18 protein-coding genes, 1 tRNA gene and 1 riboswitch are annotated in these 21,944 nt (G+C 41.3%); of the genes, 11 read left to right on the top strand and 8 right to left on the bottom strand.

What is annotated here, in order from left to right; all coding sequences use genetic code 11:
• Positions 1 to 3 precede the first annotated feature (3 nt).
• The 4 genes from glpK (at position 4) to F542_RS02415 (ending at position 8,477) form a co-directional block, all read left to right on the top strand.
• Entirely contained in the window at positions 4 to 1,506 is a 1,503-nt protein-coding gene (gene glpK, locus F542_RS02430; protein ID WP_015433170.1) for a glycerol kinase GlpK, read from the top strand.
• Positions 1,507 to 1,795: 289 nt separating this feature from the next.
• Positions 1,796 to 4,297 (top strand): class I adenylate cyclase, encoded by a 2,502-nt coding sequence (locus F542_RS02425; RefSeq protein ID WP_015433171.1) that lies wholly within the window; start codon positions 1,796 to 1,798, stop codon positions 4,295 to 4,297.
• A gap of 273 nt (positions 4,298 to 4,570) precedes the next feature.
• Positions 4,571 to 6,469: a monovalent cation:proton antiporter-2 (CPA2) family protein gene (locus tag F542_RS02420; RefSeq protein ID WP_015433173.1), complete on the top strand. Its 1,899-nt coding sequence runs from the start codon at positions 4,571 to 4,573 to the stop codon at positions 6,467 to 6,469.
• Between the two features lie 94 nt (positions 6,470 to 6,563).
• Positions 6,564 to 8,477 carry a heme lyase CcmF/NrfE family subunit gene (locus F542_RS02415; RefSeq protein ID WP_015433174.1) on the top strand — a complete coding sequence of 638 codons (1,914 nt, stop codon included), beginning with the start codon at positions 6,564 to 6,566 and terminating at the stop codon, positions 8,475 to 8,477.
• A 42-nt stretch (positions 8,478 to 8,519) separates the two neighbouring features.
• Here the strand turns inward: F542_RS02415 and F542_RS02410 are convergent, their stop codons facing one another.
• Positions 8,520 to 9,041: a DUF805 domain-containing protein gene (locus F542_RS02410; protein ID WP_025266823.1), complete on the bottom strand. Its 522-nt coding sequence runs from the start codon at positions 9,039 to 9,041 to the stop codon at positions 8,520 to 8,522.
• 241 nt (positions 9,042 to 9,282) lie between these two features.
• Between F542_RS02410 and F542_RS02405 the strand changes: the two genes are divergently transcribed.
• The 3 genes from F542_RS02405 to F542_RS02395 are packed head-to-tail and all read left to right on the top strand — an operon-like array spanning position 9,283 to position 10,944.
• A complete protein-coding gene (locus tag F542_RS02405) occupies positions 9,283 to 9,813 on the top strand; it encodes a redoxin family protein (RefSeq protein WP_015433176.1) in 531 nt (176 codons plus the stop codon).
• A 1-nt stretch (position 9,814) separates the two neighbouring features.
• Positions 9,815 to 10,198, top strand: coding sequence for a heme lyase NrfEFG subunit NrfF (gene nrfF / locus F542_RS02400; RefSeq protein ID WP_015433177.1), 384 nt, complete (start codon positions 9,815 to 9,817; stop codon positions 10,196 to 10,198).
• Positions 10,174 to 10,944 (top strand): TPR domain-containing protein, encoded by a 771-nt coding sequence (locus F542_RS02395; RefSeq protein WP_015433178.1) that lies wholly within the window; start codon positions 10,174 to 10,176, stop codon positions 10,942 to 10,944. The genes nrfF and F542_RS02395 overlap by 25 nt, the downstream gene beginning before the upstream one ends.
• Before the next feature lie 28 nt (positions 10,945 to 10,972).
• On the opposite strand, the gene F542_RS02390 is transcribed toward F542_RS02395, so the two are convergent.
• From F542_RS02390 to F542_RS02375, 4 genes are all read right to left on the bottom strand, one after another.
• Positions 10,973 to 11,956 carry a dihydroorotate dehydrogenase gene (locus F542_RS02390; protein WP_025266821.1) on the bottom strand — a complete coding sequence of 328 codons (984 nt, stop codon included), beginning with the start codon at positions 11,954 to 11,956 and terminating at the stop codon, positions 10,973 to 10,975.
• Between the two features lie 154 nt (positions 11,957 to 12,110).
• Positions 12,111 to 13,334: a uracil-xanthine permease family protein gene (locus tag F542_RS02385; protein ID WP_015433180.1), complete on the bottom strand. Its 1,224-nt coding sequence runs from the start codon at positions 13,332 to 13,334 to the stop codon at positions 12,111 to 12,113.
• Between the two features lie 191 nt (positions 13,335 to 13,525).
• A tRNA-Ala gene (locus F542_RS02380) sits at positions 13,526 to 13,601 on the bottom strand.
• 92 nt (positions 13,602 to 13,693) lie between these two features.
• Positions 13,694 to 14,530, bottom strand: a complete 837-nt coding sequence (locus F542_RS02375; RefSeq protein WP_015433181.1) for a cysteine hydrolase — start codon at positions 14,528 to 14,530, stop codon at positions 13,694 to 13,696.
• Between the two features lie 128 nt (positions 14,531 to 14,658).
• Between F542_RS02375 and F542_RS02370 the strand changes: the two genes are divergently transcribed.
• The gene (locus F542_RS02370; RefSeq protein ID WP_015433182.1) at positions 14,659 to 15,474 is read left to right on the top strand and encodes a helix-turn-helix domain-containing protein; all 816 of its coding nucleotides are present in this window, start codon (positions 14,659 to 14,661) and stop codon (positions 15,472 to 15,474) included.
• A 49-nt stretch (positions 15,475 to 15,523) separates the two neighbouring features.
• On the opposite strand, the gene gltX is transcribed toward F542_RS02370, so the two are convergent.
• Together gltX and F542_RS02360 are read right to left on the bottom strand one after the other, a co-directional pair.
• The gene (gltX, locus tag F542_RS02365) at positions 15,524 to 16,963 is read right to left on the bottom strand and encodes a glutamate--tRNA ligase (RefSeq protein ID WP_015433183.1); all 1,440 of its coding nucleotides are present in this window, start codon (positions 16,961 to 16,963) and stop codon (positions 15,524 to 15,526) included.
• Between the two features lie 115 nt (positions 16,964 to 17,078).
• Positions 17,079 to 17,909 (bottom strand): transferrin-binding protein-like solute binding protein, encoded by an 831-nt coding sequence (locus tag F542_RS02360; RefSeq protein WP_015433184.1) that lies wholly within the window; start codon positions 17,907 to 17,909, stop codon positions 17,079 to 17,081.
• Between the two features lie 160 nt (positions 17,910 to 18,069).
• On the opposite strand from F542_RS02360, the gene F542_RS02355 reads away from it, so the two are divergent.
• Together F542_RS02355 and greB are read left to right on the top strand one after the other, a co-directional pair.
• Positions 18,070 to 19,005, top strand: a complete 936-nt coding sequence (locus F542_RS02355; protein ID WP_015433185.1) for a KpsF/GutQ family sugar-phosphate isomerase — start codon at positions 18,070 to 18,072, stop codon at positions 19,003 to 19,005.
• A 2-nt stretch (positions 19,006 to 19,007) separates the two neighbouring features.
• Positions 19,008 to 19,484, top strand: coding sequence for a transcription elongation factor GreB (gene greB / locus F542_RS02350; RefSeq protein WP_015433186.1), 477 nt, complete (start codon positions 19,008 to 19,010; stop codon positions 19,482 to 19,484).
• A gap of 71 nt (positions 19,485 to 19,555) precedes the next feature.
• On the opposite strand, the gene F542_RS02345 is transcribed toward greB, so the two are convergent.
• Positions 19,556 to 20,623, bottom strand: coding sequence for a PhoH family protein (locus F542_RS02345; protein WP_015433187.1), 1,068 nt, complete (start codon positions 20,621 to 20,623; stop codon positions 19,556 to 19,558).
• Positions 20,624 to 20,723: 100 nt separating this feature from the next.
• Positions 20,724 to 20,820, top strand: a riboswitch (TPP riboswitch).
• A gap of 47 nt (positions 20,821 to 20,867) precedes the next feature.
• Between F542_RS02345 and thiB the strand changes: the two genes are divergently transcribed.
• The gene (gene thiB / locus F542_RS02340) at positions 20,868 to 21,854 is read left to right on the top strand and encodes a thiamine ABC transporter substrate binding subunit (protein ID WP_015433188.1); all 987 of its coding nucleotides are present in this window, start codon (positions 20,868 to 20,870) and stop codon (positions 21,852 to 21,854) included.
• The last annotated feature ends 90 nt before the right edge of the window (positions 21,855 to 21,944 follow it).

Raw genomic sequence — 21,944 nt, 5'->3', positions numbered from 1 at the left:
ACGATGACTAAAGAATATATCATTGCATTAGATCAAGGTACGACCAGCTCTCGTGCTGTATTGCTCGATAAAAACGCGAACATCGTTGAAGTTGCACAGCGCGAATTTACTCAAATTTACCCGCAAGCAGGCTGGGTAGAACATAATCCAATGGAAATCTGGGCAAGCCAAAGCTCAACATTAAACGAAGTTGTTGCAAAAGCCGGTATTAGTTCCGATAAAATCGCGGCTATTGGTATTACTAACCAACGCGAAACCACCATCGTTTGGGAAAAAGAGACAGGTAAACCCGTTTACAATGCCATTGTTTGGCAATGCCGCCGAACTGCCGATATTTGCGATAAATTAAAAGCAGATGGCTTTGAAAGTTACATTCGTGAAAATACAGGACTTGTGGTGGATCCCTATTTCTCCGGTACAAAAGTAAAATGGATCTTAGACAATGTTGAAGGAGCAAGAGAAAAAGCGGAAAAAGGGGAATTACTATTTGGCACTGTAGATACTTGGTTAGTTTGGAAACTTACCCAAGGACGTGTTCACGTTACCGATTATACTAATGCTTCTCGCACCATGCTGTTCAACATTCACACTAAACAGTGGGATGATAAATTATTAGAAATCCTCAATATTCCACGTGCTATGTTACCGGAAGTACGTAACTCGTCCGAGATTTATGGCGAAACGAATATTGGTGGCAAGGGCGGCGTTCGCATTCCTGTAGCAGGTATTGCCGGCGACCAGCAAGCCGCGCTCTATGGACATCTCTGCGTAGAAGCAGGGCAAGCAAAAAATACTTATGGTACAGGTTGTTTTATGTTGATGAACACGGGCGATCGTGCAGTTAAATCACAAAACGGTTTACTTACAACCATTGCCTGTAATGCTAAAGGTGAGCCATGCTATGCGCTAGAAGGCTCTATCTTTATGGGAGGAGCTTCTATTCAATGGTTGCGTGATGAGCTAAAAATTATTCACGATGCCAAAGATTCTGAGTATTTTGCAACTAAAGTAGATTCAACAAATGGAGTTTATGTTGTGCCAGCATTCACTGGTTTAGGTGCACCGTATTGGGATCCATATGCACGCGGGGCAATTGTTGGACTTTCGCGAGGTTCAAACCGCAATCATATAGTGCGAGCAACTCTTGAAAGCATTGCTTACCAAACTCGTGAAGTGCTTGATGCTATGCAGTCAGACAGCGGTGAAAAATTGGCCGCATTGCGTGTTGATGGCGGTGCAATTTCGAATAACTTCTTAATGCAATTCCAAGCAGATATCCTTAATACACCTGTTGAACGCCCAGTAATTGGTGAAGTCACTGCACTCGGAGCAGCGTATCTAGCAGGTTTAGCAACAGGTTTTTGGGGGAATTTAGAAGAATTGCGTGGCAAGGCAGAAATTGAACGCACTTTCCAACCGGATAACAATGAGGAAAAACGTACTCGTCGTTACACTGGTTGGAAAAAAGCGGTACAACGTGCTCTCGCTTGGGAAGAACATCAATAAACTAAAATGCTTACAAATCGTTCATTCAAGACCCAAATTAGCTGAGCTCAAAATAGATAATGCTCATCACTAGCTAAGATGGCTTGAAACCTTAAAATGACGCCAACATCTGTGTTGGCGTCTGCTTTCATGAGTGTAAAAGTGTCTCTAAAGAGCAAAATATATTTGTATATCAAAAACCAAATAGACAATTCTCCTATTCCATCTCTAAGGCTAAACACCTTTTAGTGTTGCTCATCACGGATTTAGGTGATAAATTGACGACCTTTCCAATACCGAGAAAAATCAGATGAGAGAGCTGACATTAGAACCGCTACCGCCTAATGTTGATTATTCACAGTTTTCACAGCGACTTGAATGGGCAAAAAAGCGAATTGATGCACTAGAAAATCATCGCATATATAATATTTTAAAAAATAGCGATGAATCTTTTAAACAGGTTTTCTGTTTATTGCCTTTGTTACTTCAATATAACCATCCGCTATTACCTGCCTATGTAGAAAATAGCCCAAAAGGTATTTCTCATTTCACTCTCACTACCATTCAACAAGAATATTTGTTAAGAATTCTTGGTAGCGCCGAGTTTTCTAAAGTTATCTCCGATCATTCTTTTTTCTCTTCTTCTGCCGCATTTGATGGGCTATATGTCATGGGCAGCATAGGTTCTATTACGCAAACCTGTTTTTCTGATTTAGATCTCTGGTTATGCCATTCCAAAACCTTTTCTGCACAAGAACAATTTCTTCTACAATGTAAATTAGATCTTATTAAGCAATGGGCGGCAACATTAGGTGTTGAGGTCAATTTTTTCCTAATGAACCCTCAACAGTTTAAGAGCAAAACCTACCATAATGATATTGGCGATGAGCATAATGGCTCCGCTCAACATTTTTTTCTGCTTGATGAGTTCTATCGCTCTGCTATTCGCTTAGCGGGAAAACGTATTTTATGGCTACATATTGAAAAACAAGGCTTAAATTATCAAACCTTAGTTGAGCAAGCGGTTGAAAATAGAGAATTAAATGCAAAAGATTGGATCGATTTTGGCGACTTTTCTGCGCTCTCTATCGGTGAATTTTTTGGTGCAAGTTTATGGCAGCTATATAAAGGTATTCGCAGTCCATATAAATCTGTTATAAAAATTTTATTATTAGAAAGCTATGCGCAAACTTATCCAGAAACAGATTTAATTTCCAAAAGATTTAAAAAATTACTGCTTTCTCCTACAGGGATCTGTTATCACTTCGATCCTTATCAGGCAATGTTAGAGCAAGTCACTATTTATCTCTCACGACAAAATGCATTTGGACGTTTATCTTTTTTACGCCACTGCTTTTATATTAAAGCAAATGAAGGGCAAACAGATCCTTGTCGCCAAAAAGCATTAAAGCAATTAGTCAATGAATGGCATTGGAGCGATAAAGAAGTACATATCCTGAATAATCGTCGTCATTGGAAAGTCAAACAGGTTGCCGCACAACAGAAAAAAATCGTCGAACAATTGCTATTGAGCTATCGCAATTTATTACAATTCGCGCGCAAATTTCAGATCGATCCAAATATCATGCCACAAGATGCTGATTTTTTAATGCGCCAGCTCTACTCTGCTTTCGAACATGCACAGGGAAAAGTAGAATTAATTAATGAAAAAGCGATCAGTAATCTTTCCGAAGAAAATATAACCTTCATTAATGTTGGGGAAGGCAGCTCTGTTAAAGCGGGTTGGTACATGCTTAACCATGCCCCTTTTGCTGAATATGATTCAACTAAACGTTATGTACTTTATCAGCCAAATCTCATTATGTCTGTTGCTTGGGCATATTTTAACGGCTTAATTACTTCAACAAGCCAAATTCATTTGGTTAATCAAGGTGTTGAATTACCCAAATTATGCCGTTTTATTAATGACTTGCGCCTCTCTTTCCCATTAAAAGCGCCTAAATTGTGCCGACATGCACTAGATCATCCAAATGAAATTCGTAATTTAGTGGTTGCAATAAACTTAACCCGTGATCCAACTAAACATATCAATACCGTTACTAATGCAGATATTGAACAGCTGGATCTCTTTAATTTAAGTTCATCAAAAGAAGGGGTAATTGGTAGTATTAGTATTATCTATCGCAATATGTGGAATGAAATCATTACACGTCACTTTGAAAATACTAATGCATTATTAAAAGCCTTAAAATTAATCTCAAATAAAATTTATTTAAGCTCTGCGCCTCCGCAATCAGTAAAAGTCTTTTCTTATAGTGAAAGACTTAATGATGAATTACAACAATTCGTTTTTAATTTGGTCAATCGTTGTATTACTGTGAAAACAGGCACTATTTTTCAACGCTATCAACCGGCAGTGGTTCGAATGGCAGGGAAAGAATGGCAGCTAGTTTTTAATCAGCAACAAACATTAACGGAAATTATTGAAGATCCTATTGATAAAACAAACAATATCATTCCACAAGAAATCTATACTTTTGCTAGTGAAGGTTTTTTACAATTCTTTTTTGAAGATAATGACAATGCGACCTTTAATGTTTATGTATTAGATAAAGACAATAAAGTCGAATGCTACTACTATTGCCAAGGAAAAAAAGAAGATAAAATAAAAACAGTTAGCCGCCTTTATGCAGAAGGATTAAAAAATAAAGAGCAAAATGCCTTTGGGAGCTTTAATTTCCCACAATTTTATCAACTTCTACATCAAGACAGGCAGCTTTTCATTGTGCCATTTCAAAGTAAACAGCACCGTGATTTTTTAAAAGAGCAAACCAACACTAGGGCGTGTTGATGTTTCAAATGAAGTAGCGTTGTCGCTTAAAAATGACACAATCAAGGAAGAAAATGTAGTGAATGGTGTCCCCCTTTACAAATTTTCTGACGCTGAGTGTATCATTTTTAAGCACAACCCTGCGGGGCTTGGCGGATTTTTGCCGTCACTGCGTTAAAAAATGTTTGTTTAGCCCACTAGACTTCACATTTTTTGCCTTGTTACGGCAAAAATTTGCCGAAGCCGCTACTCCATTTGAAACATCAACACGCCCTACAAAATAAAGGAAAAAATATGACCATCGAGAACCCAGAATTAATTAAAGTTGTGGTGTTATTGATAGCAAGTATCACAGTTGTCCCACTATTTAAACGTCTGGGCTTAGGAAGCGTATTAGGTTACCTCGTTGCAGGAGCATTAATTGGCCCTTCAGGCATAGGCTTATTTGAAGACCCCGAATCTATTGTGCATATGGCAGAACTTGGGGTTGTCATGTTCTTATTTATTATCGGGCTCGAAATGCACCCTGAACGTTTATGGAGTATGCGAAAAGCCATTTTTGGACGAGGCTTACTACAAGTCGCGTTATGTGGTGCGTTATTAACTTCTGCAGGGATTTTTATCTTAGGTCTTACTAAAGAAACTGCATTTATTGCAGGCATGGGGTTTACATTGTCTTCAACCGCCATCGTCATGCAAGTATTAGAAGAAAAAGGCATTAGTACCACGCCAAAAGGACAACGTATTGTCGCCACCTTAATTTTTGAAGATTTAGCGATTGTCCCCCTACTCGCCTCTATCGCTTTTTTAGCCCCTGAGCAAACCCATATAGACAATGGCACTAACTGGACAGCTATAGGCGCAGGCTTACTTGGCGTGTTAATTCTAGTTGCCCTAGGGAAATGGCTCATGAACCCAATGTTCAGAATTATCTCTAAAGCTCATATCCGAGAAATGATGACCGCTGCCGCTCTGCTTGTCGTCTTAGGCTCTGCATTATTGATGGAACTTAGTGGCTTATCTATGGCAATGGGCGCTTTCGTAGCAGGGGTAATGCTCTCCGAATCTTCATTCCGCCACCAACTTGAAGCCGATATTGAACCATTTAAAGGACTCTTGCTTGGCCTCTTCTTTATGGGCGTGGGCATGTCTCTTGATTTAATGCTGGTAGCAAATAATTGGCTCTGGCTATTTAGCATTGTTGGCTTATATGTCATGGGGAAAGCGCTATCTGTATTTATTGTCGCGCTACTCACCCGCTTACGAAAAGCAGAAGCCATTGCTCGCATGGCAATCATGTCGCATGGCGGGGAATTTGCCTTTGTACTCTTTTCTGCTGCCGCTGCCGCAGGCGTGCTTTCCGCTGATAGCCAAGCTACATTTACCGCCGCAGTCATTGTCTCTATGCTCCTGTCACCATTGATTTTACTTGCTATGCAAAAATTAGCGAATCGCAGAAAAGCAAATACGCCAAACGAACCTAATTTGGATGGCGTTGAAATAGCAAAAAATCTAGAAGGCAGTGTACTTGTGATTGGTTTTGGTCGCTTTAACCAAATCGTCTGCCAAGCATTACTTGCACGCGGCGTAAGTGTTTCAGTTATTGATGCTGATGTCGAAAAAGTACGTATCGCCGCTAAATTTGGCTTTAAAGTATATTATGGTGATGGATCTCGTATCGATGTATTACGTGCCAGTGGCTTAGAAAATGCCAAAGCCGTGATCGTAGGTGTAGCCAGCTCTGAACGTTCAGAGCATATTGTCGAGCTGATTAAAGATGAATTTCCGCTTGTCCCTGTCTTTGCTCGTACCTACGATCGCCGTTCAGCAGTTAAATTATTAAAACAACACATTGATTTCCAAGTACGTGAAACCTTTGAATCTGCATTAGTACTTGGGCGTGCTGTAATGGAAAAATTGGGGGCAACAGAAACAGAATCTCAAGATGTAATCAACTATGTTCGTCGCCTAGACCAAGAACGTATTAATGAGGAAGTATTACACGGTATGACTGATGAAACTATCCGCAAATACTGGGCAATTGAGCCATATCTAAAACCACAAGACGATAGCATTGCCGTTGCGCTTGATGAAAAAACAGCTGAAATGCTAGAAGGCTTGGGCGAAAAAGTTGAAATTAAAGAGCCTGAAATTGAGCAAAACCCAGATGCTGGGGAGAACAAAACGGCATAAATCGAACCAGATCAAAAGGGCGAACCATCGCCCTTTTTTATGGAATAACAAGCGGTTACAATAACTAAGTTTTTTGCAAAATAAGAGAACAGCTATGTTTGCCGAATTAGGCTATTTTTGTTTGATCTGTTTAGTGGGGGTTTCAGGATTACAAGTCCTGCTTTCGTTATGGGGCGAAATTCGCCAACGTCCTGATTACCTTGCCTTAAATCCTTTACTGAGTTTGCTGCAAGCCGGTTTAGGGATTTTTTCCTTCATTGCCCTAGCCTACGGCTTTCTACAAGACGATTTTAGCCTAAGCTATGTAGCAGCCCATTCTAATAGTCAGTTACCCACCTTTTTTAAATTTGCGGCAACTTGGGGGGGACATGAAGGTTCAATGCTATTTTGGCTCACCGCACTTTGCCTGTGGACAGGGATTTTTTGCATTTTTTCTCGTCAAATCGACCGCTTGTTTGCTCACCGTACCTTAGCCGTACTTGCGCTGATCATCTTCGGTTTTGCACTATTTATTGCATGGGTTTCTAGCCCTTTCGAACGCCTCTATCCGCAGCCGCCCGAAGGGCGAGATCTCAACCCGATGCTGCAAGATATTGGCTTAATTTTCCACCCTCCACTACTCTATCTTGGCTATGTTGGCTTTGCAGTGAGCTTTGCGATGAGTGTCGCCACTTTACTTGGCGGCGTGTTTGATTATGCCATTGCGCGCTGGATTCGCCCATGGACAATGATTGCATGGGGATTCTTAACCGCGGGTATAATGCTGGGCGCATGGTGGGCATACTATGAACTTGGCTGGGGTGGCTGGTGGTTCTGGGATCCCGTTGAAAATGCTTCATTAATGCCATGGTTACTCGGTACAGCATTAATTCATAGCCTCATTGTCAGCGAACAACGAGGGATTTTCAGCTATTGGACTATCTTATTGGCAATTTTCGCATTCGCCTTAAGCTTACTCGGTACTTTCATTGTGCGTTCGGGAGTGCTGACATCTGTGCACGCCTTTGCCGTGGATGCTGATCGTGGCATTGCCCTACTCGCTCTCTTTTTTACCTTAAGTTTTATCGCTCTTTCACTCTTCGCTTTCCGCGCGAATTTTTGGCAAGGTGATGTGCGTTTCCGCTTACTTTCTAAAGAAACCGCCTTTTTGCTGATTAACGGTTTATTTGTGTTAGCAACAGTGGTAGTCGTATTAGGCACATTCTATCCTATGATTTTCACCGCAATGGGTTGGGGAGCAATTTCCGTTGGTGCCCCTTATTTCAATACGGTATTCACCCCGCTAGTCCTATTACTTATGCTTATTATGGTTTTTGCCGTACTACTGCGTTGGAAAAGTATTGAAAAAACCACCTTCAAATGGAAATTGCTCGCCTTACCTATGGCTGTTGCTCTTTCAACGGGAATGATTTGGCAAACCATTCAAAAAACACACGTTCATCAAATTGAAATAATCCCTTTGGTTTTTGTAAGCCTTGCGATTTGGTTAATTTTAACCCATCTGCCTTATTTGCATTTTATGTGGCAAATTCGACCGCTTGCAATGCGATTGGCTCATACCGGCTTTGCGATATGCGTCATTGGCGCGATGATGAATAGCTTTTATGGCGATGAAATGGGAGTGAGAATGAAGCCAAACGACCACGCAGAATTAGCGGGGGTTAAGTTCCATTACCGCCATTTTGATAACGAAATTGGGCAAAATTATACTGCTGAAGTTGCCACTTTTGATATTCTAAATAGCGAAAATCACCTGCTTGCGAGTGTGAAACCTGAACGCCGTTATTATGATGTCCGCACAATGACGATGGCTGAAGTAGGCTTATACCATCACGGCGTTGATGATATTTACATCGTCATGGGCGATAAACTTGGCATCAAAGAATACGCATTTCGCTTGCATTACAAACCCTATGTGCGCTTACTTTGGCTCGGGGGAATGATGATGGTGATTGCCGCAGTAATGGCAGTTGTTGGATTAACGAAAAGAAAGGCCAAATTATCGTGAGTATCTCACAAAAACGGCACGTTTTGCGTGCCGTTTAACTTACTAAAACTTCACCAGTTTATTTTCATTCTGTTTTTCATCACTCACTATTTCCGCATGGGGAACAGTCTCTGCTTTAGGATCGAGACCATATCTATTGGTAAAACGTTGCCCATCTTTGAAAAGTAGCCATAGACCAAAGATAAAATAAGCCGCAACACAAAGCAGAATACCAGTAATAATGGCACTCTTTGGCATAAAATCAATCAGAGCAAAAAGCATTAATAAAACGAGCAACAAAATACCAAGCACACCCAGTTGCCACCAGCCTGAATAGCCTAAGTCGTGTAAACGACGAGCAGTGACACTAACCGAAGCAACAAATAAGGGAATAGCAACAATCAGACTCACAACACCTACAAAAAGAGAAAAACCATCTAATCCTAACCTATCACTCCCAGCTTCAATAAAACCCAAAAAGAAGTTAATAACAAAATTCCCAATTAAAAACCAGCCATATTCTCTGCGTCTTGCCCGATCTTTAAAATTCAATGTGTTACGAAGTGCTAAAATAAACCAGTCCATATCCCCTCCAAGCGGTAAGAAAATGATAAAATTTTGCAAATTCTAGCATAACAGCTGAAATAAAAAGTTAAATATTTGGAAAATAATTGGTTCTAATACGGCTATCTATATTTCAAATTGTTGCATGCTTCTCTTACTAAATATTCAGCATACACAATACTTTTTACGAGTGAAAAAAGTCAATTTTAGTGATATTCTTATTCACCGAGGTAAGTGCTTTCCTAACAACATCATTTCGAATATGAAAAAATCACTCCTATTCTTACCGCTCGTTTTACTTCTAGCGGTGGTCTTTTTTTTGGTTTACCAACTCAAAGATCCTGACTCTATTTCACCCAGTGAAGATTGGCGGGGTAAACCGTTTCCTGAATTTCGTTTGCCACATTTACTTGATAGCCACGCAAGCCTAAGCAAAGAGAGCTTGCCTAAAGAGCCGTTTATTTTAAATGTGTGGGCGAGTTGGTGTACTTGGTGTATTAAAGAGTTTCCGATTTTACAGGAGATGCAAGCTCAAGGCGTGAAAGTGGTTGGGCTGACTTATGCCGATCGCCCCTCTGATGCTCGTCAAGCTCTGGCTCGCTGGGGTAACCCATTTGAGCTGATTATTGATGATTATGAACGTGCATTTTTAATCCAAACGCTTGCGGTGAATTCGGCACCGATGAGCTATTTGGTTGATAAAAACGGTGTTATTCGCTATCAGCAAAAAGGTTATAATCCGAATTTGGCACAGGATTTTTTACCTCGTTTGCAAGCATTAAGAGAAGAATAGCATGAAAAAATGGTTAGCATTATTTGCTTTTATTTGTGGTATTGCTCAAGCAGAAATGGTTGATACCTTTGAATTTAGCCATGCTGAAAACCGTGTGCGAGCGGTAGCATTAGCAAAATCATTACGTTGCCCGCAGTGTCAAAACCAGAACTTGATTGAATCAAATGCAACACAAGCTTTTCAGCTGCGTTTAGAAGTCTATGAAATGGTTGAGAAAGGTAAAAGCAACCAAGAAATTATCCAAATAATGACGAATCGTTTTGGGCATTTTGTCAATTATAAACCACCTGTAAATGCTCAAACTTGGGTACTATGGGGAGTCCCATTTGGCTTATTCAGTCTATTATTAGGAGCGGTTTTATGGCGAGCAAGGAAGAAAAAATGAGTGAAAGAGAGGCATTAAATCAAGCTCATTACCATCAAGCTGTGCGTTTTGCCGATAATTTTGCCAAAGATGAAAAAGCCGAATTTTTGCAAGAAACCAATGAGCGTAATGCTTTTGAACAAAGCCATATTTTGCAAAAAAATACACAAAATGCACCGCTTACCAAAAAAGGGATTGGGCTATTAGCCTTAGTATTGGCTGGTTGTATAGTGTTTTATTGGCAAACAAATCGTTTACAAACAGTTAATGCTGGTAGCCAAGCCTTTAGCGAGTTTCAGCAACAACAGAGTGAAAGCGATAGTACCACTCGTAACGAGCGTTATATTCTCAATCTGCAAAATAAACTTCGAGAAAATCCTAATGATGGCGATTTATGGTTTGAACTTGCCCAAGCCTACGCACTAGATAATGATTTTGAGAGTGCATTAATCTGTTATCACAATGCAGAGAAGGTGCTAGGGCAGACAGCTGCCATTTTAGGTGGAAAAGCAACGGTGGAATACTATCGTCATAAACACCAAATTACTCCCGAAGTCAGTGCTTTAATTGATAAAGCCTTAGCAAAAGATGCCAATGAAAGTGCCAGTCGTTTACTTTTAGCAACCGATGCATTTTTACGTAATGATTTTAAGCAAGCCATTGAACAATGGGAACAGGTGCTCAATAGCGAAAATCAAGCAATTGATCGCCGAGAGCTAATTAAAAGTATCAATATGGCAAAACAGCGTTTGAATACAGCAGAATAAAAAAATCGGGACTATTGTCCCGACTTTTTTATGCAGAAATTTCTTCAAACACTTTAATACCTTTAACGCCAAGTGCCGTGGCGAGACCTACGAAATCAGCCCCAACCGATTTCATACGCTCAAAGCCTGTCTTATCATTCACGCCACCAACACCAATAATTTGTAGATGTTGTAATTTTGGCTGCTTATCTAACATTTGACGAATCGTGTACACATTGCCGAGTGAAAGAGCGTGAATAGCTGTTCCTGCCATACCGCCAATGCCTGTACCAAGCTCTGAATTCAGCACTGCTTTATCATTTTGCATAACAAGTGAAGAACCTAGTGTATTTGTTGAAGTGATAAAAGCAATTGGTAAATTTTCACCATTTTCTACCGCTTGTAACAAGCCTTTTAGCAATTCGTCATATTGATTTTCGTAAGTAAATGGCGGAATTTTAATCCCGATTGGGAGAGCATTTTCACCTAAGTTAAGTTTTTTCAAGGTGGCTTGCAATGCGCTCAAATAGGGGCTTAACTCATTCGCATCATAAGCAGGGGAAACTTTACCCGGAATGTTTGGACAAGAGATATTGACTTCCATTGCTAATGGCATTTTTACTTCGCTTTGTAATGCGACGATCTGCTCATAACATTCGCCCACTTCTTCTGGCGAACCAAACACAGAAATAATAAACGGTTTGTTTGAGGGAGCGGACAATTCATCAGAGATTGTACGCACCCAACTAATTGTTTTGGCTAAATTATTTGGGCTTAAACCAATGGTATTTAAACTAGCGGTTTGTTCAATAGTTGCATCTTGAGTATTAACACTCGCAGCTTTCTGAGCGTTAGAATCGAACAACACATACTGATTTTTCGCCCAATCGTGCGGATAAGGTTCAAGCATTGAGGTACGGGTTGTCACCGCCCCCGTATATTCACAAGCGTATAGTTCACGCAGATTTTCTAATTCTGAGCACCATGGACAAGGGGTGTTTAATAACGCAGGGGTAATGTTGAGTTTTTGCATTTTTTTTCCTTCATTAGGATGCAACGTATTACATCATTTTGGATTTAAACAAATGTAGGATGGGCTTTAGCCCATCACAACAAACTGTATTTATTGATGGGCTAAAGCCCATCCTACAAAAAGGGACGTTAAATAAATTAACGTCCCATTAAAATTAAGCTTCCGTTTTCTCTTCTTTAGGCAAAACAAGGTTCAATACAATAGCAATCAATGCACAAAGGCTGATACCTTTAAGTGAGAACTCACCGATATTGATTAACATACCACCAATACCGAAAGTCATTACCACAGATGCAATACAGAGATTACGAGGTATAGATAAATCCACTTTGGCTTTAATTAAGGTATTCATACCTACAACTGCTACCGCACCGAAAAGCAACATCATAATACCGCCCATCACGAACGTTGGAATGGTGGATAAGAATGCGCCTACTTTGCCGCAGAATGAGAAAGCAATCGCCCAAATTGCTGCCCAAGTCATAATTTTCGGGTTAAAGTTTTTCGTGAGCATTACCGCCCCAGTGACTTCGGAATAAGTCGTATTTGGCGGGCCACCTAACATTGATGCTGCAGCCGTTGCCACACCATCGCCTAAAAGCGTACGGTGTAATCCTGGCTTTTTCATAAAATCTTTACCGGTTACTTGGCTAATCGACATCACATCGCCAATATGCTCTACTGCGGGTGCAATTGCGATTGGCAATAAGTAAAGTATGGCATCTAATTGAAATTCTGGAGCTGATACACTCGGCAAGCTAAACCAAGGCGCTTCAGCAACTTTAGAGAAATCAACCAAGCCCATAAAGATGGATAAAACATAGCCCACTGTTAAACCGGCTAAAATAGGTACTAACTTTAATAGCCCCTTAGCAAATACTGCAACGAATAAAGTGACTAATAGCGTGATCATAGAAACTAACACAGCAGTATTTGTGTCAATGCCCGCAGATTTTCCTGTTGCCATATCTACAGCCACAGGTGCTAGACCTAAACCAATCACCATAATCACTGGGCCAATGACAATTGGTGGGAAATATTTATGTAACATGCCAACACCGCGGAATCTTACTAAGGCAGATAAAGCAAAATAAACTAAACCTGCACTCATTAACGCGCCCATAGTAACGGGAATCCCCCACTGGGCAACACCGAATTGGATTGGCGCGATAAAAGCAAAACTTGAAGCGAGGAAAACAGGAATTTGACGCTTGGTCACTAATTGGAAAAGAAGGGTACCGACACCGGCAGTAAGAAGTGCAACGTTAGGATCTAAGCCCGTAATCAACGGCACTAAAACTAAGGCACCAAATGCAACGAAAAGCATCTGTAAGCCAATAAACGCCTGCTTTGGCGTACTCATATTTTCTGTGGTCATTTTTCAACTCTCTATTGGATTTTTGATAGTCGCCCCACTACCATGCTAGTAGTTCGGGGCGGGGATTATACACAAAACGCAACCGTTTGCTAGAAAAATGTAAAAAAATTTTGCCTGATTTTAGGCGACAAAATTTTCTTAGGTTTCCACAAAAAGCAAAAGCCTTGAACTTACGTTCAAGGCTTAAAATTTGGTGGAGGTAAACGGGATCGAACCGATGACCTCTTGCATGCCATGCAAGCGCTCTCCCAACTGAGCTATACCCCCTGAAAACGCTGACATAGTAAGGCGTACATTTGTGTTTGTCAAATATAAATTTTATAAATCCGTACTGAGTGCCTAAAAACTCTTAGTAGAGCTTACGCTCCCATATTTTTAACCGCTTGTTGGGTTGTCCAGAGGTCGTTAGCGATTAAGCGGAAGTTCACTAACGCCGCTAAGTAACCGTCACCTTCCGGAATGCGTGGCCCTGCGGTCGCATCTTTCACCACAGCCACTTCGAAACCTTGTTCAACCAGCTCACGCAGGTGAGATTCAATACAGAGGTTTGCCGCCATACCCGCTAAAATCACTTGGTCGATACCACGTTTACGCAGTTGTAAGACCACATCGTTGGTTTCCGGCCCGAAGATTTTGTGTGGTGAAGTGATGGTTGTTTTGCCATCGAAGATATATGGTTTGTAACGCTCTACGAAGTCCGCACCTGAACCTTCAAAACCTTCCATTGTGTATGCACCTTTACGAGCAAACATATTGGTTTTGTGCATAAAGTTTTCACCCGGCGCCATAAATTCCCACTGGTGATCGGTTGGGTAGTAGTAGTGCGGAGAAACGATAACCGGCATATCGACTTTTTTCGCTGCTTTGAACAGGCTTTCGATGTTCTCAATGGTGTTGTTCTCTTGAATGCTGTCTTTCAACACGCCCCACATTACACCGTTCGGGCTTAAAAAGTCGTTTTGCGGATCCACTACCACTAACGCCACACGTTTCGGGTCGATTTTCATTCCCGGACGCTCTAAACCGTACTGCTCTGGCTCGGCGTAGATGCTTTTCTCTGCTTTTTTCTCAGCCGCATTCGCCATACCTGCTAAGCCCATTGCGCCTAATACGCCGGCTGCCATTGCAATGCGTGAACCACTGTTTAATGCACTGCGGCGCTCTTGATCGATTTGTTCGTTTACTTGGTTTGACATAAAATAGTCCTTGTAATAAAAATAAAGAGTGATGAACACACATCAACAGTATCGTTGAAGTGGGCACATTATAAGGAATCGCAAGCGGTCTGTTTTAACCGAAAATCTGAACTTTTTAACCAAAATTTATGGACGCCATTACCCACCTGTTTACCCATTTTAGCTTTCGTGCCGATCTGTTTTTTATCGGCTCGCTCTGCCGCTTAGGCGAATTTAACGAGCCAAACAAGTGCTACCTACACTTTATCCGCAACGGCAAGTGCCTGCTCAACCAAGCCAACCTGCCGCCGCAAAGCATCGAACGGCCGTGTGTGGTGTTCTCGCCAACCAAAACCCTGCACAGTATTCAGCCCCTAGACGGTGAATTAGAGGTGTTTTGCATCAGCTTCGACTTCGGTTCAGAGGTGCAAAACCCACTTATTCACAGCCTGCACCAAACGGTCACGCTGTTTTTAGATCAAAACCCAAGCTTAGAAATCATCGCCAACCAGATTTTCAGCGAAAGCGCCGAGCAACGCTTGGGCTATCAAGCCGCCATTCAGCATTTGTGTGCCTATTTTACGATTTTGATTGTCCGCTGCTGCTTGGAACAACAACTGTTTCAAGCAGGCTTGCTGCAAGGCTTGGCAGATAAACGGCTGGCACCGCTGTTGCGTGCGATACATCAATCTCCCGAGCAGCCGTGGCAACTGGAACAGATGGCAGAGACGGCGCTGATGTCCAAATCGCAATTCTCCGCCTACTTCAAAGAGATGATGGGTGAATCGCCGCTGGAATATCTCACCTATTGGAGAATTACCATGGCACAAAATCTGTTACTTAAGGGATTTCCAGTAGCAATTGTGGCGGAAAAAGTTGGCTACAGCCATAATGCGGCACTGACAAGAATTTTTTTACGTAAAGTAGGAAAAACACCAACAGAATGGCTAGCAGGTAAGCGGTAATTTTTTTGATTTTTTCAAAAAATAGGGCGATAAATTCGCCCTGTTTAGGTTAACTATTCTCTTGAATAAACACGATCGCCTTTTGTAAACGAGTTAGTGTTTTTTCTTTGCCGACTAATTTGGCGGTGATGTCCATTGATGGCGATTGCCCGCTTCCTGTTACCGCTAAACGGAACGGCATACCGACTTTGCCCATACCGATTTCTAATTCCGCCGCAGTGGCATTCATCGCATCGTGAATGTTTTCTACCGTCCAATCATTACAAGCGGTCAGTTTTTCCAATAATTTTGTAAGGGGAGCAACGGCTTCTGGTTTGAAGTTTTTCGCAACGGCTTTTTCATCATAAGCTTCAAATTCTTGATAGAAATAACGGCTGCTTGCCGCAAGCTCTTTCAAGGTTTTGGCACGTTCGCCTAATACTGGGATAATCTCTTCCAATGCCACACCATTTTGGTAATCAATGCCTTGATCGTTCATATGCCATTCAAGGTGTTTTGCCACATAGCTTGGATCAAGCGTGCGGATATAGTGCTGGTTTAGCCACTGTAATTTTTCCGTATTGAATGCACTGGCAGATTTGCTCACCGAATGTAAATCAAACAGTTCAATCATCTCTTGGCGTGAGAAAATTTCTTGGTCGCCATGTCCCCAGCCTAAACGTACTAGATAGTTGATTAACGCTTCGGGTAAATAGCCGTCATCACGATATTGCATCACACTCACCGCGCCATGACGTTTAGACAGTTTTTGCCCATCATCACCATTGATCATTGAAACGTGGGCATAGGTTGGAATCGGTGCGCCTAATGCTTTTAAGATGTTGATTTGGCGAGGGGTATTGTTGATATGGTCTTCGCCACGCACCACGTGGGTAATGCCCATATCCCAGTCGTCCACCACCACACAAAAATTATAGGTTGGTGAGCCGTCGGTACGGCGGATAATTAAATCGTCTAATTCGCTGTTGGCAATTTCAATGCGTCCACGTACCGCATCTTCAAACACCACAGAACCTTCGGTCGGGTTTTTAAAGCGTACTACGTGTGGCTCGCTTGGATCGTGTGAATGATCGCCCAAACAGTGGCGGTCGTATTTTGCTTTCTCTTTATTGGCTTCTTGCTCGGCACGCACCGCATCTAAACGCTCTTTTGAGCAGTAGCAACGGTATGCTGTGCCTGCTTCTAGCATTTGATCGATCACTTGATTATAGCGATCAAAGCGTTTGGTTTGGAAATAAGGGCCATGTTCCCAAGCAAGATCAAGCCATTCCATACCTTCTAAAATAGCCGCTGTCGCTTCTGGGGTGGAGCGTTCAAGGTCGGTATCTTCAATGCGTAACACAAACTCGCCGTTGTTGTGTTTTGCATACAACCAAGAGTAAAGTGCCGTTCTTGCACCACCTACGTGTAAATAACCGGTTGGGCTAGGGGCAAAACGGGTGCGGACTTTGACATTGGGATCAAGTGGAAAAAGGGATTCAATTTGCATTTTTTAAACCTGTTTGAAATAGACAAAAACGTGTTATTTTACTACGGAATGGGAGGAGAGGCAAAATAAGGCGGGCTAAAATACTTTAGCCCGCAGAGATGTTTAATGAACCAGATTAGTCATCTTTTTTCGCTCCGAAAGAACCACTAAATGCGTCTCTTTTCAGGAGAACACCTCCTAGTTCTGATGCATTATTGCCATAGAATGCACCGTCAACTTGAATACCATCAAAACCTCCCCATTTTGAGAATTTATCGCCGTTAATTTCGGCATCAAAAACAACATTTCCATCAGCGCCAAGCTCCATTAATTGTAATGAACCGATTAACTGTTTTTGCCCAAAATCGGCGTTAAATTTAACTGGAGTAGTGAAGTAATTCAAACGTTTGAATTCATCTTCTTTATCTACAGCAACTAAAATAGCCTCACCTGTGTAAGAAGCAGTACCTGAAACAGGCATACCCGTTGCGCGATTACCCTGAGAAAAAATATAGACCTGTCGGTCGTTTTCCACAACACCAAATTTAGTTTCTTTTAATAAAGAATTATCATTTACTATACCTTTACCAATTTTATAGTAACCATCGGCAGGTGATTGTGTTGGATCTGAGAGTGGAATGGAACCACCAAAATGATCTAGTATTTCTAAGCGATCACTAGTCAAAGTAAAAGCAGTAATTCCAACATTATCACGCTTTGCACCAACTAAATAATAACCGTGAACAGGTTTCGGTGATGCTGTTGTTGGGGGTGTCTGGGAATCTTGTTGTTCAGAGTCATTAACTAGATCTGTTGCTGGGTTTGATGGTGAATTTGATGAAGGCTGATTGCTTGCTGTAGCAGTAGGTTGGCTTGATGCAGAAGCTGGAGTTCCGCCACCACCGCCACTACTACATGAAGTTAAAGTTAAAATTAAGCTTAATACTGTTAATTTTAAAGTTTTCATAGCTACTCCTAGCATGGTTAATTACCAAAATATTCTCTGATAGTATAACAAAGTTTTTAAGCATAATAGTTGAAAAGACTCAATTTAACTATTCATGATCATGCCGTTTTTTGTAAAACAGCGTATAATTCAAGAAATTTTCTGATTAAGGATCTACTATATGAGTCATTTAGCCAGTGCAAACGAAACGCTTAATTTATATTCACAAGCAATTAACCGACTTAATCAAAATTTATCTGATAATTTCAATCAAGCCGTTGAAATGATCTTAAATTGTCGTGGCAGAGTGGTTGTCGCAGGCATTGGGAAATCAGGTTTAGTCGGCAAAAAAATGGTCGCAACCTTTGCCTCTACAGGAACACCTAGCTTTTTCTTACACCCAACCGAAGCCTTTCATGGTGATTTGGGTATGCTCAAGCCTATTGATGTCGTCATTTTAATCTCTTACAGCGGTGAAACCGATGATGTAAATAAGCTAATTCCAAGCCTAAAAAACTTCGGCAATAAAATTATTGCAATGACAGGTAATGAAAAATCTACTTTAGGTAAACATGCAGATGTAACATTAGATATTAGTATTGAGCGTGAAGCTTGCCCAAATAATCTTGCTCCGACGACTTCAAGCTTAATTACGATGGCATTAGGTGACGCATTGGGCATAGCCTTAATTAAAGCAAGAGATTTTAAATCGGAAGATTTTGCGCGTTTTCATCCTGGTGGTAGTTTAGGGCGTAAATTGCTCTGTCGTGTACGAGATGTTATGCAGCGTAAACTGCCAATCACTCAACCTAATGCGCGCTTTACTCAATTTTTAGACGTTATGAATGAAGGTAGAATGGGTGTGGCGTTAGTGATGGATGGCGAGCAATTATGCGGGATTATCACAGATGGTGACATTCGTCGTACTTTGGCAAAATTTGGTGCAGAAAGTTTACAAAAAAGTGCTGCAGATATCATGACGATAAACCCTAAAACCGTTGCAGATTCTACCTTCCTAGCACATGCAGAAGAGCTCATGAAAGAACAGCATATTCACTCACTTATTGCCTTAGATGAGCAAGGTAAAGTATCCGGTATTGTAGAATTTGCGAGCTAATCATGGCGAAATCTAACCATATCACTCGGGCAGGCTGGCAAGCGCTCGATCAAGAGCTGAAATTTTTATGGAAAGAAGAGCGTCCCAAAGTGACTCAAGCTGTCTCTGATGCTGCTGCATTAGGTGATCGCAGTGAAAATGCCGAATATATTTATGGCAAACGCCGGCTGCGTGAAATCGATCGTCGCGTGCGTTTTCTTTCTAAACGTTTAGAAGTTCTACAAATCGTGGATTACCATCCATCGCAAGAAGGTAAGGTGTTTTTCGGCGCTTGGGTTGAATTAGAGAACGAAGATGGCGAGATTAAACAATATCGCATTGTGGGTTGTGATGAATTTGACCCTGCAAAACAGTGGATCTCTATTGACTCGCCGGTCGCTCGAGCTTTAATTGGTAAAGAAGTCGATGATGAAGTGCAGGTACTTACCCCTACTGGGAAAGTTACCTTATACGTTAATCGAATTTGGCATGAAAAATAATCAACGCGGGAGATAGCGCGCGCTGATTTTAGCAACTGTATCTCCCCAAAATTTTTGGCAAGATACAGTTGCTATAAGTTTTCTGCCTGCTCTAACAATTTTTGCTGTTCTAACGCCAATTTCTCAAGTTTACGCTGTTCACGACGTAATTCGTCTTCCGCTTCCCAGACATCATAAGCTTGCACAATTTTTGCGACTACTGGATGACGCACAATATCTTGGCTATCAAAATAGTTAAAACTGATATCAGGAACTTTGCTCAATACTTCGATCGCATGCTTTAATCCTGATTTAGTTGAACGCGGTAAATCAACCTGAGTAATATCCCCTGTAATCACCGCTTTTGAGTTAAACCCAATGCGGGTTAAGAACATTTTCATCTGTTCAATCGTCGTATTTTGGCTCTCATCAAGAATAATAAATGCATCATTGAGGGTACGCCCACGCATATAGGCAAGCGGAGCAATCTCAATCACATTACGTTCCATCAATTTCTGTGCCCGTTCAAAGCCGAGCATTTCAAATAAAGCATCGTAGAGTGGGCGAAGGTAAGGCTCAATTTTCTGCCCCAAATCCCCCGGTAAAAAGCCTAATTTCTCCCCAGCTTCCACTGCCGGGCGAGTCAGTAAAATACGGCGAATTTCTTGCCGTTCCAATGATTCTACGGCAGCCGCTACTGCTAAAAAAGTTTTCCCCGTTCCAGCCGGCCCAATACCAAAACTAATATCGTGACTTAAAATATTACGCAGGTAAGTTTGTTGGTGCCCACTTCTTGGTTTAATTACCCCCCGTTTTGTTTTGATCGCAATTTCATTTCCGCTATTTTGCCACTGACCTTGTAATAAGGTTCGACTTTCAGCAATAGCGAGATGCACATTTTCTAAGTCTAGTTCTTTAATTTTTCCCTTTATTGGTGCAGTTTCGTTATACAACTGCAGGAGTAGCTTTGCTGTATTTTGTAAAACATGATGAGAGTAATGATTGGTTTCAGCTGGTTGTAATGTAAGAGTAAAACCTTGGCGAGCAATCAGTAGATTGAATTGCTTTTCAATCAACGCCAGATTTTCATCGAATGCGCCACAAAATGCTTGCAAACGAGCATTGTCTTGTGGTTCTAGAGTAATAATAAGTTCGTTCAAAATAAGTCCCTATGTAAGCGCTTCAAACCTGTCGAAATTTTGCAAATATTCTAAGTGATTTTAGCAATTGATAATAGTCTGTATTTTGCCTAAAATGTCTTCGTTCTCATTGGGGTGCTTTGTAATGTAAGGCTGAGAAATACCCATAGAACCTGATCTGACTAATATCAGCGTAGGGATTTGAGACAGCAATGACTATTTCTGTTTTAGATCCTTCTATCTCCATTTTTAGAAGGAACATTGAATGAAACTTTCCAAACTCCTCCCTTTTACGATTTTCTCCCTCTCTACCAGCGTTTTAGCCCATGAAAAACCGGTATTAACAATTTATACCTATGACTCTTTTGCCTCTAAATATGGCCCCGCGAAAACCTTAGAAGCGCTGTTTGAGCAAGAATGCAACTGCGATATCAAATTCATGCCTTTTCAAGATGGCGTAACTATGTTTAACCGCATTCGCCTAGAAGGCAATAAAACCAAAGCAGATGTCATGCTTGGTATCGACCAAAATGTGATGAATGAGGCAGAAAAATCGGGTCTATTTCGCGAACACCATTTGCAAAATAATGCAAAAAACTTACCGCTTGAATGGAAAAGTACCATATTTTTACCTTACGACTATGGCGAATATGCCTTTATTTACAACAAACAAAAACTCGCTAATCCGCCACAAAGCTTAAAAGAGTTGGTTGAGCGGCAAGATCTCAAGGTAATTTATCAAGATCCAAGAACCAGTACAGTTGGACGTGGTCTGCTCTATTGGATCAACCAAGTTTATGGTGAAAAAAGTGCACAGGCGTGGCAAACGCTCGCAAAACATACCGTCACGGTAGGTAAAGGCTGGTCAGAAACTTACGGGGCATTCTTAAAAGGTGAATCTGATCTCGTACTGAGTTACACGACTTCGCCACTATACCATCAATGGCACGAACAAAATGATGATTATGCTGCCGCACCATTTAGCGAAGGCCATTTGCTACAAATAGAAGTCGCGGCTATTCTCGCCAGTTCACAGCAACGCTCTCTCGCACAGCAATTTTTAGCTTTTCTGCAAAGTCCTGCCGCACAAAAAGCCATTGCTTACAATAATGTAATGAAACCCGTAAATGCGGTTCAAGCAGATCCTGCATTTAAGCAATTACCCAACTATCCGATCCTTAATTTCAAACAACCAAATAGTGAAACAACAAAAAATTGGTTGGCAACGTGGCAACAGGCAGTAAGTAAATAGACCTTACAAGCGGTGAGATTTTGCAAATTTTTGGCAAAATCTCACCGCTTGCAGAGAGCCGAAAATTAGATTATAACTAACCGACTTTTT

The sequence above is a fragment of the Bibersteinia trehalosi USDA-ARS-USMARC-188 genome (assembly GCF_000521725.1).
Classification (GTDB): domain Bacteria; phylum Pseudomonadota; class Gammaproteobacteria; order Enterobacterales; family Pasteurellaceae; genus Bibersteinia; species Bibersteinia trehalosi.
This window is presented reverse-complemented; position numbering and strand designations above follow the sequence as displayed.

Coding starts and splice junctions, on each gene's coding strand:
- F542_RS02370 (WP_015433182.1), top strand. CDS start 14,659: ATGGACGCCATTACCCACCTGTTTACCCATTTTAGCTTTCGTGCCGAT.
- F542_RS02410 (WP_025266823.1), bottom strand. CDS start 9,041: ATGGACTGGTTTATTTTAGCACTTCGTAACACATTGAATTTTAAAGAT.
- gltX (WP_015433183.1), bottom strand. CDS start 16,963: ATGCAAATTGAATCCCTTTTTCCACTTGATCCCAATGTCAAAGTCCGC.
- F542_RS02420 (WP_015433173.1), top strand. CDS start 4,571: ATGACCATCGAGAACCCAGAATTAATTAAAGTTGTGGTGTTATTGATA.
- greB (WP_015433186.1), top strand. CDS start 19,008: ATGGCGAAATCTAACCATATCACTCGGGCAGGCTGGCAAGCGCTCGAT.
- F542_RS02390 (WP_025266821.1), bottom strand. CDS start 11,956: ATGCAAAAACTCAACATTACCCCTGCGTTATTAAACACCCCTTGTCCA.
- F542_RS02415 (WP_015433174.1), top strand. CDS start 6,564: ATGTTTGCCGAATTAGGCTATTTTTGTTTGATCTGTTTAGTGGGGGTT.
- F542_RS02405 (WP_015433176.1), top strand. CDS start 9,283: ATGAAAAAATCACTCCTATTCTTACCGCTCGTTTTACTTCTAGCGGTG.
- F542_RS02355 (WP_015433185.1), top strand. CDS start 18,070: ATGAGTCATTTAGCCAGTGCAAACGAAACGCTTAATTTATATTCACAA.
- nrfF (WP_015433177.1), top strand. CDS start 9,815: ATGAAAAAATGGTTAGCATTATTTGCTTTTATTTGTGGTATTGCTCAA.
- thiB (WP_015433188.1), top strand. CDS start 20,868: ATGAAACTTTCCAAACTCCTCCCTTTTACGATTTTCTCCCTCTCTACC.
- F542_RS02395 (WP_015433178.1), top strand. CDS start 10,174: ATGGCGAGCAAGGAAGAAAAAATGAGTGAAAGAGAGGCATTAAATCAA.
- glpK (WP_015433170.1), top strand. CDS start 4: ATGACTAAAGAATATATCATTGCATTAGATCAAGGTACGACCAGCTCT.
- F542_RS02360 (WP_015433184.1), bottom strand. CDS start 17,909: ATGAAAACTTTAAAATTAACAGTATTAAGCTTAATTTTAACTTTAACT.
- F542_RS02425 (WP_015433171.1), top strand. CDS start 1,796: ATGAGAGAGCTGACATTAGAACCGCTACCGCCTAATGTTGATTATTCA.
- F542_RS02375 (WP_015433181.1), bottom strand. CDS start 14,530: ATGTCAAACCAAGTAAACGAACAAATCGATCAAGAGCGCCGCAGTGCA.
- F542_RS02385 (WP_015433180.1), bottom strand. CDS start 13,334: ATGACCACAGAAAATATGAGTACGCCAAAGCAGGCGTTTATTGGCTTA.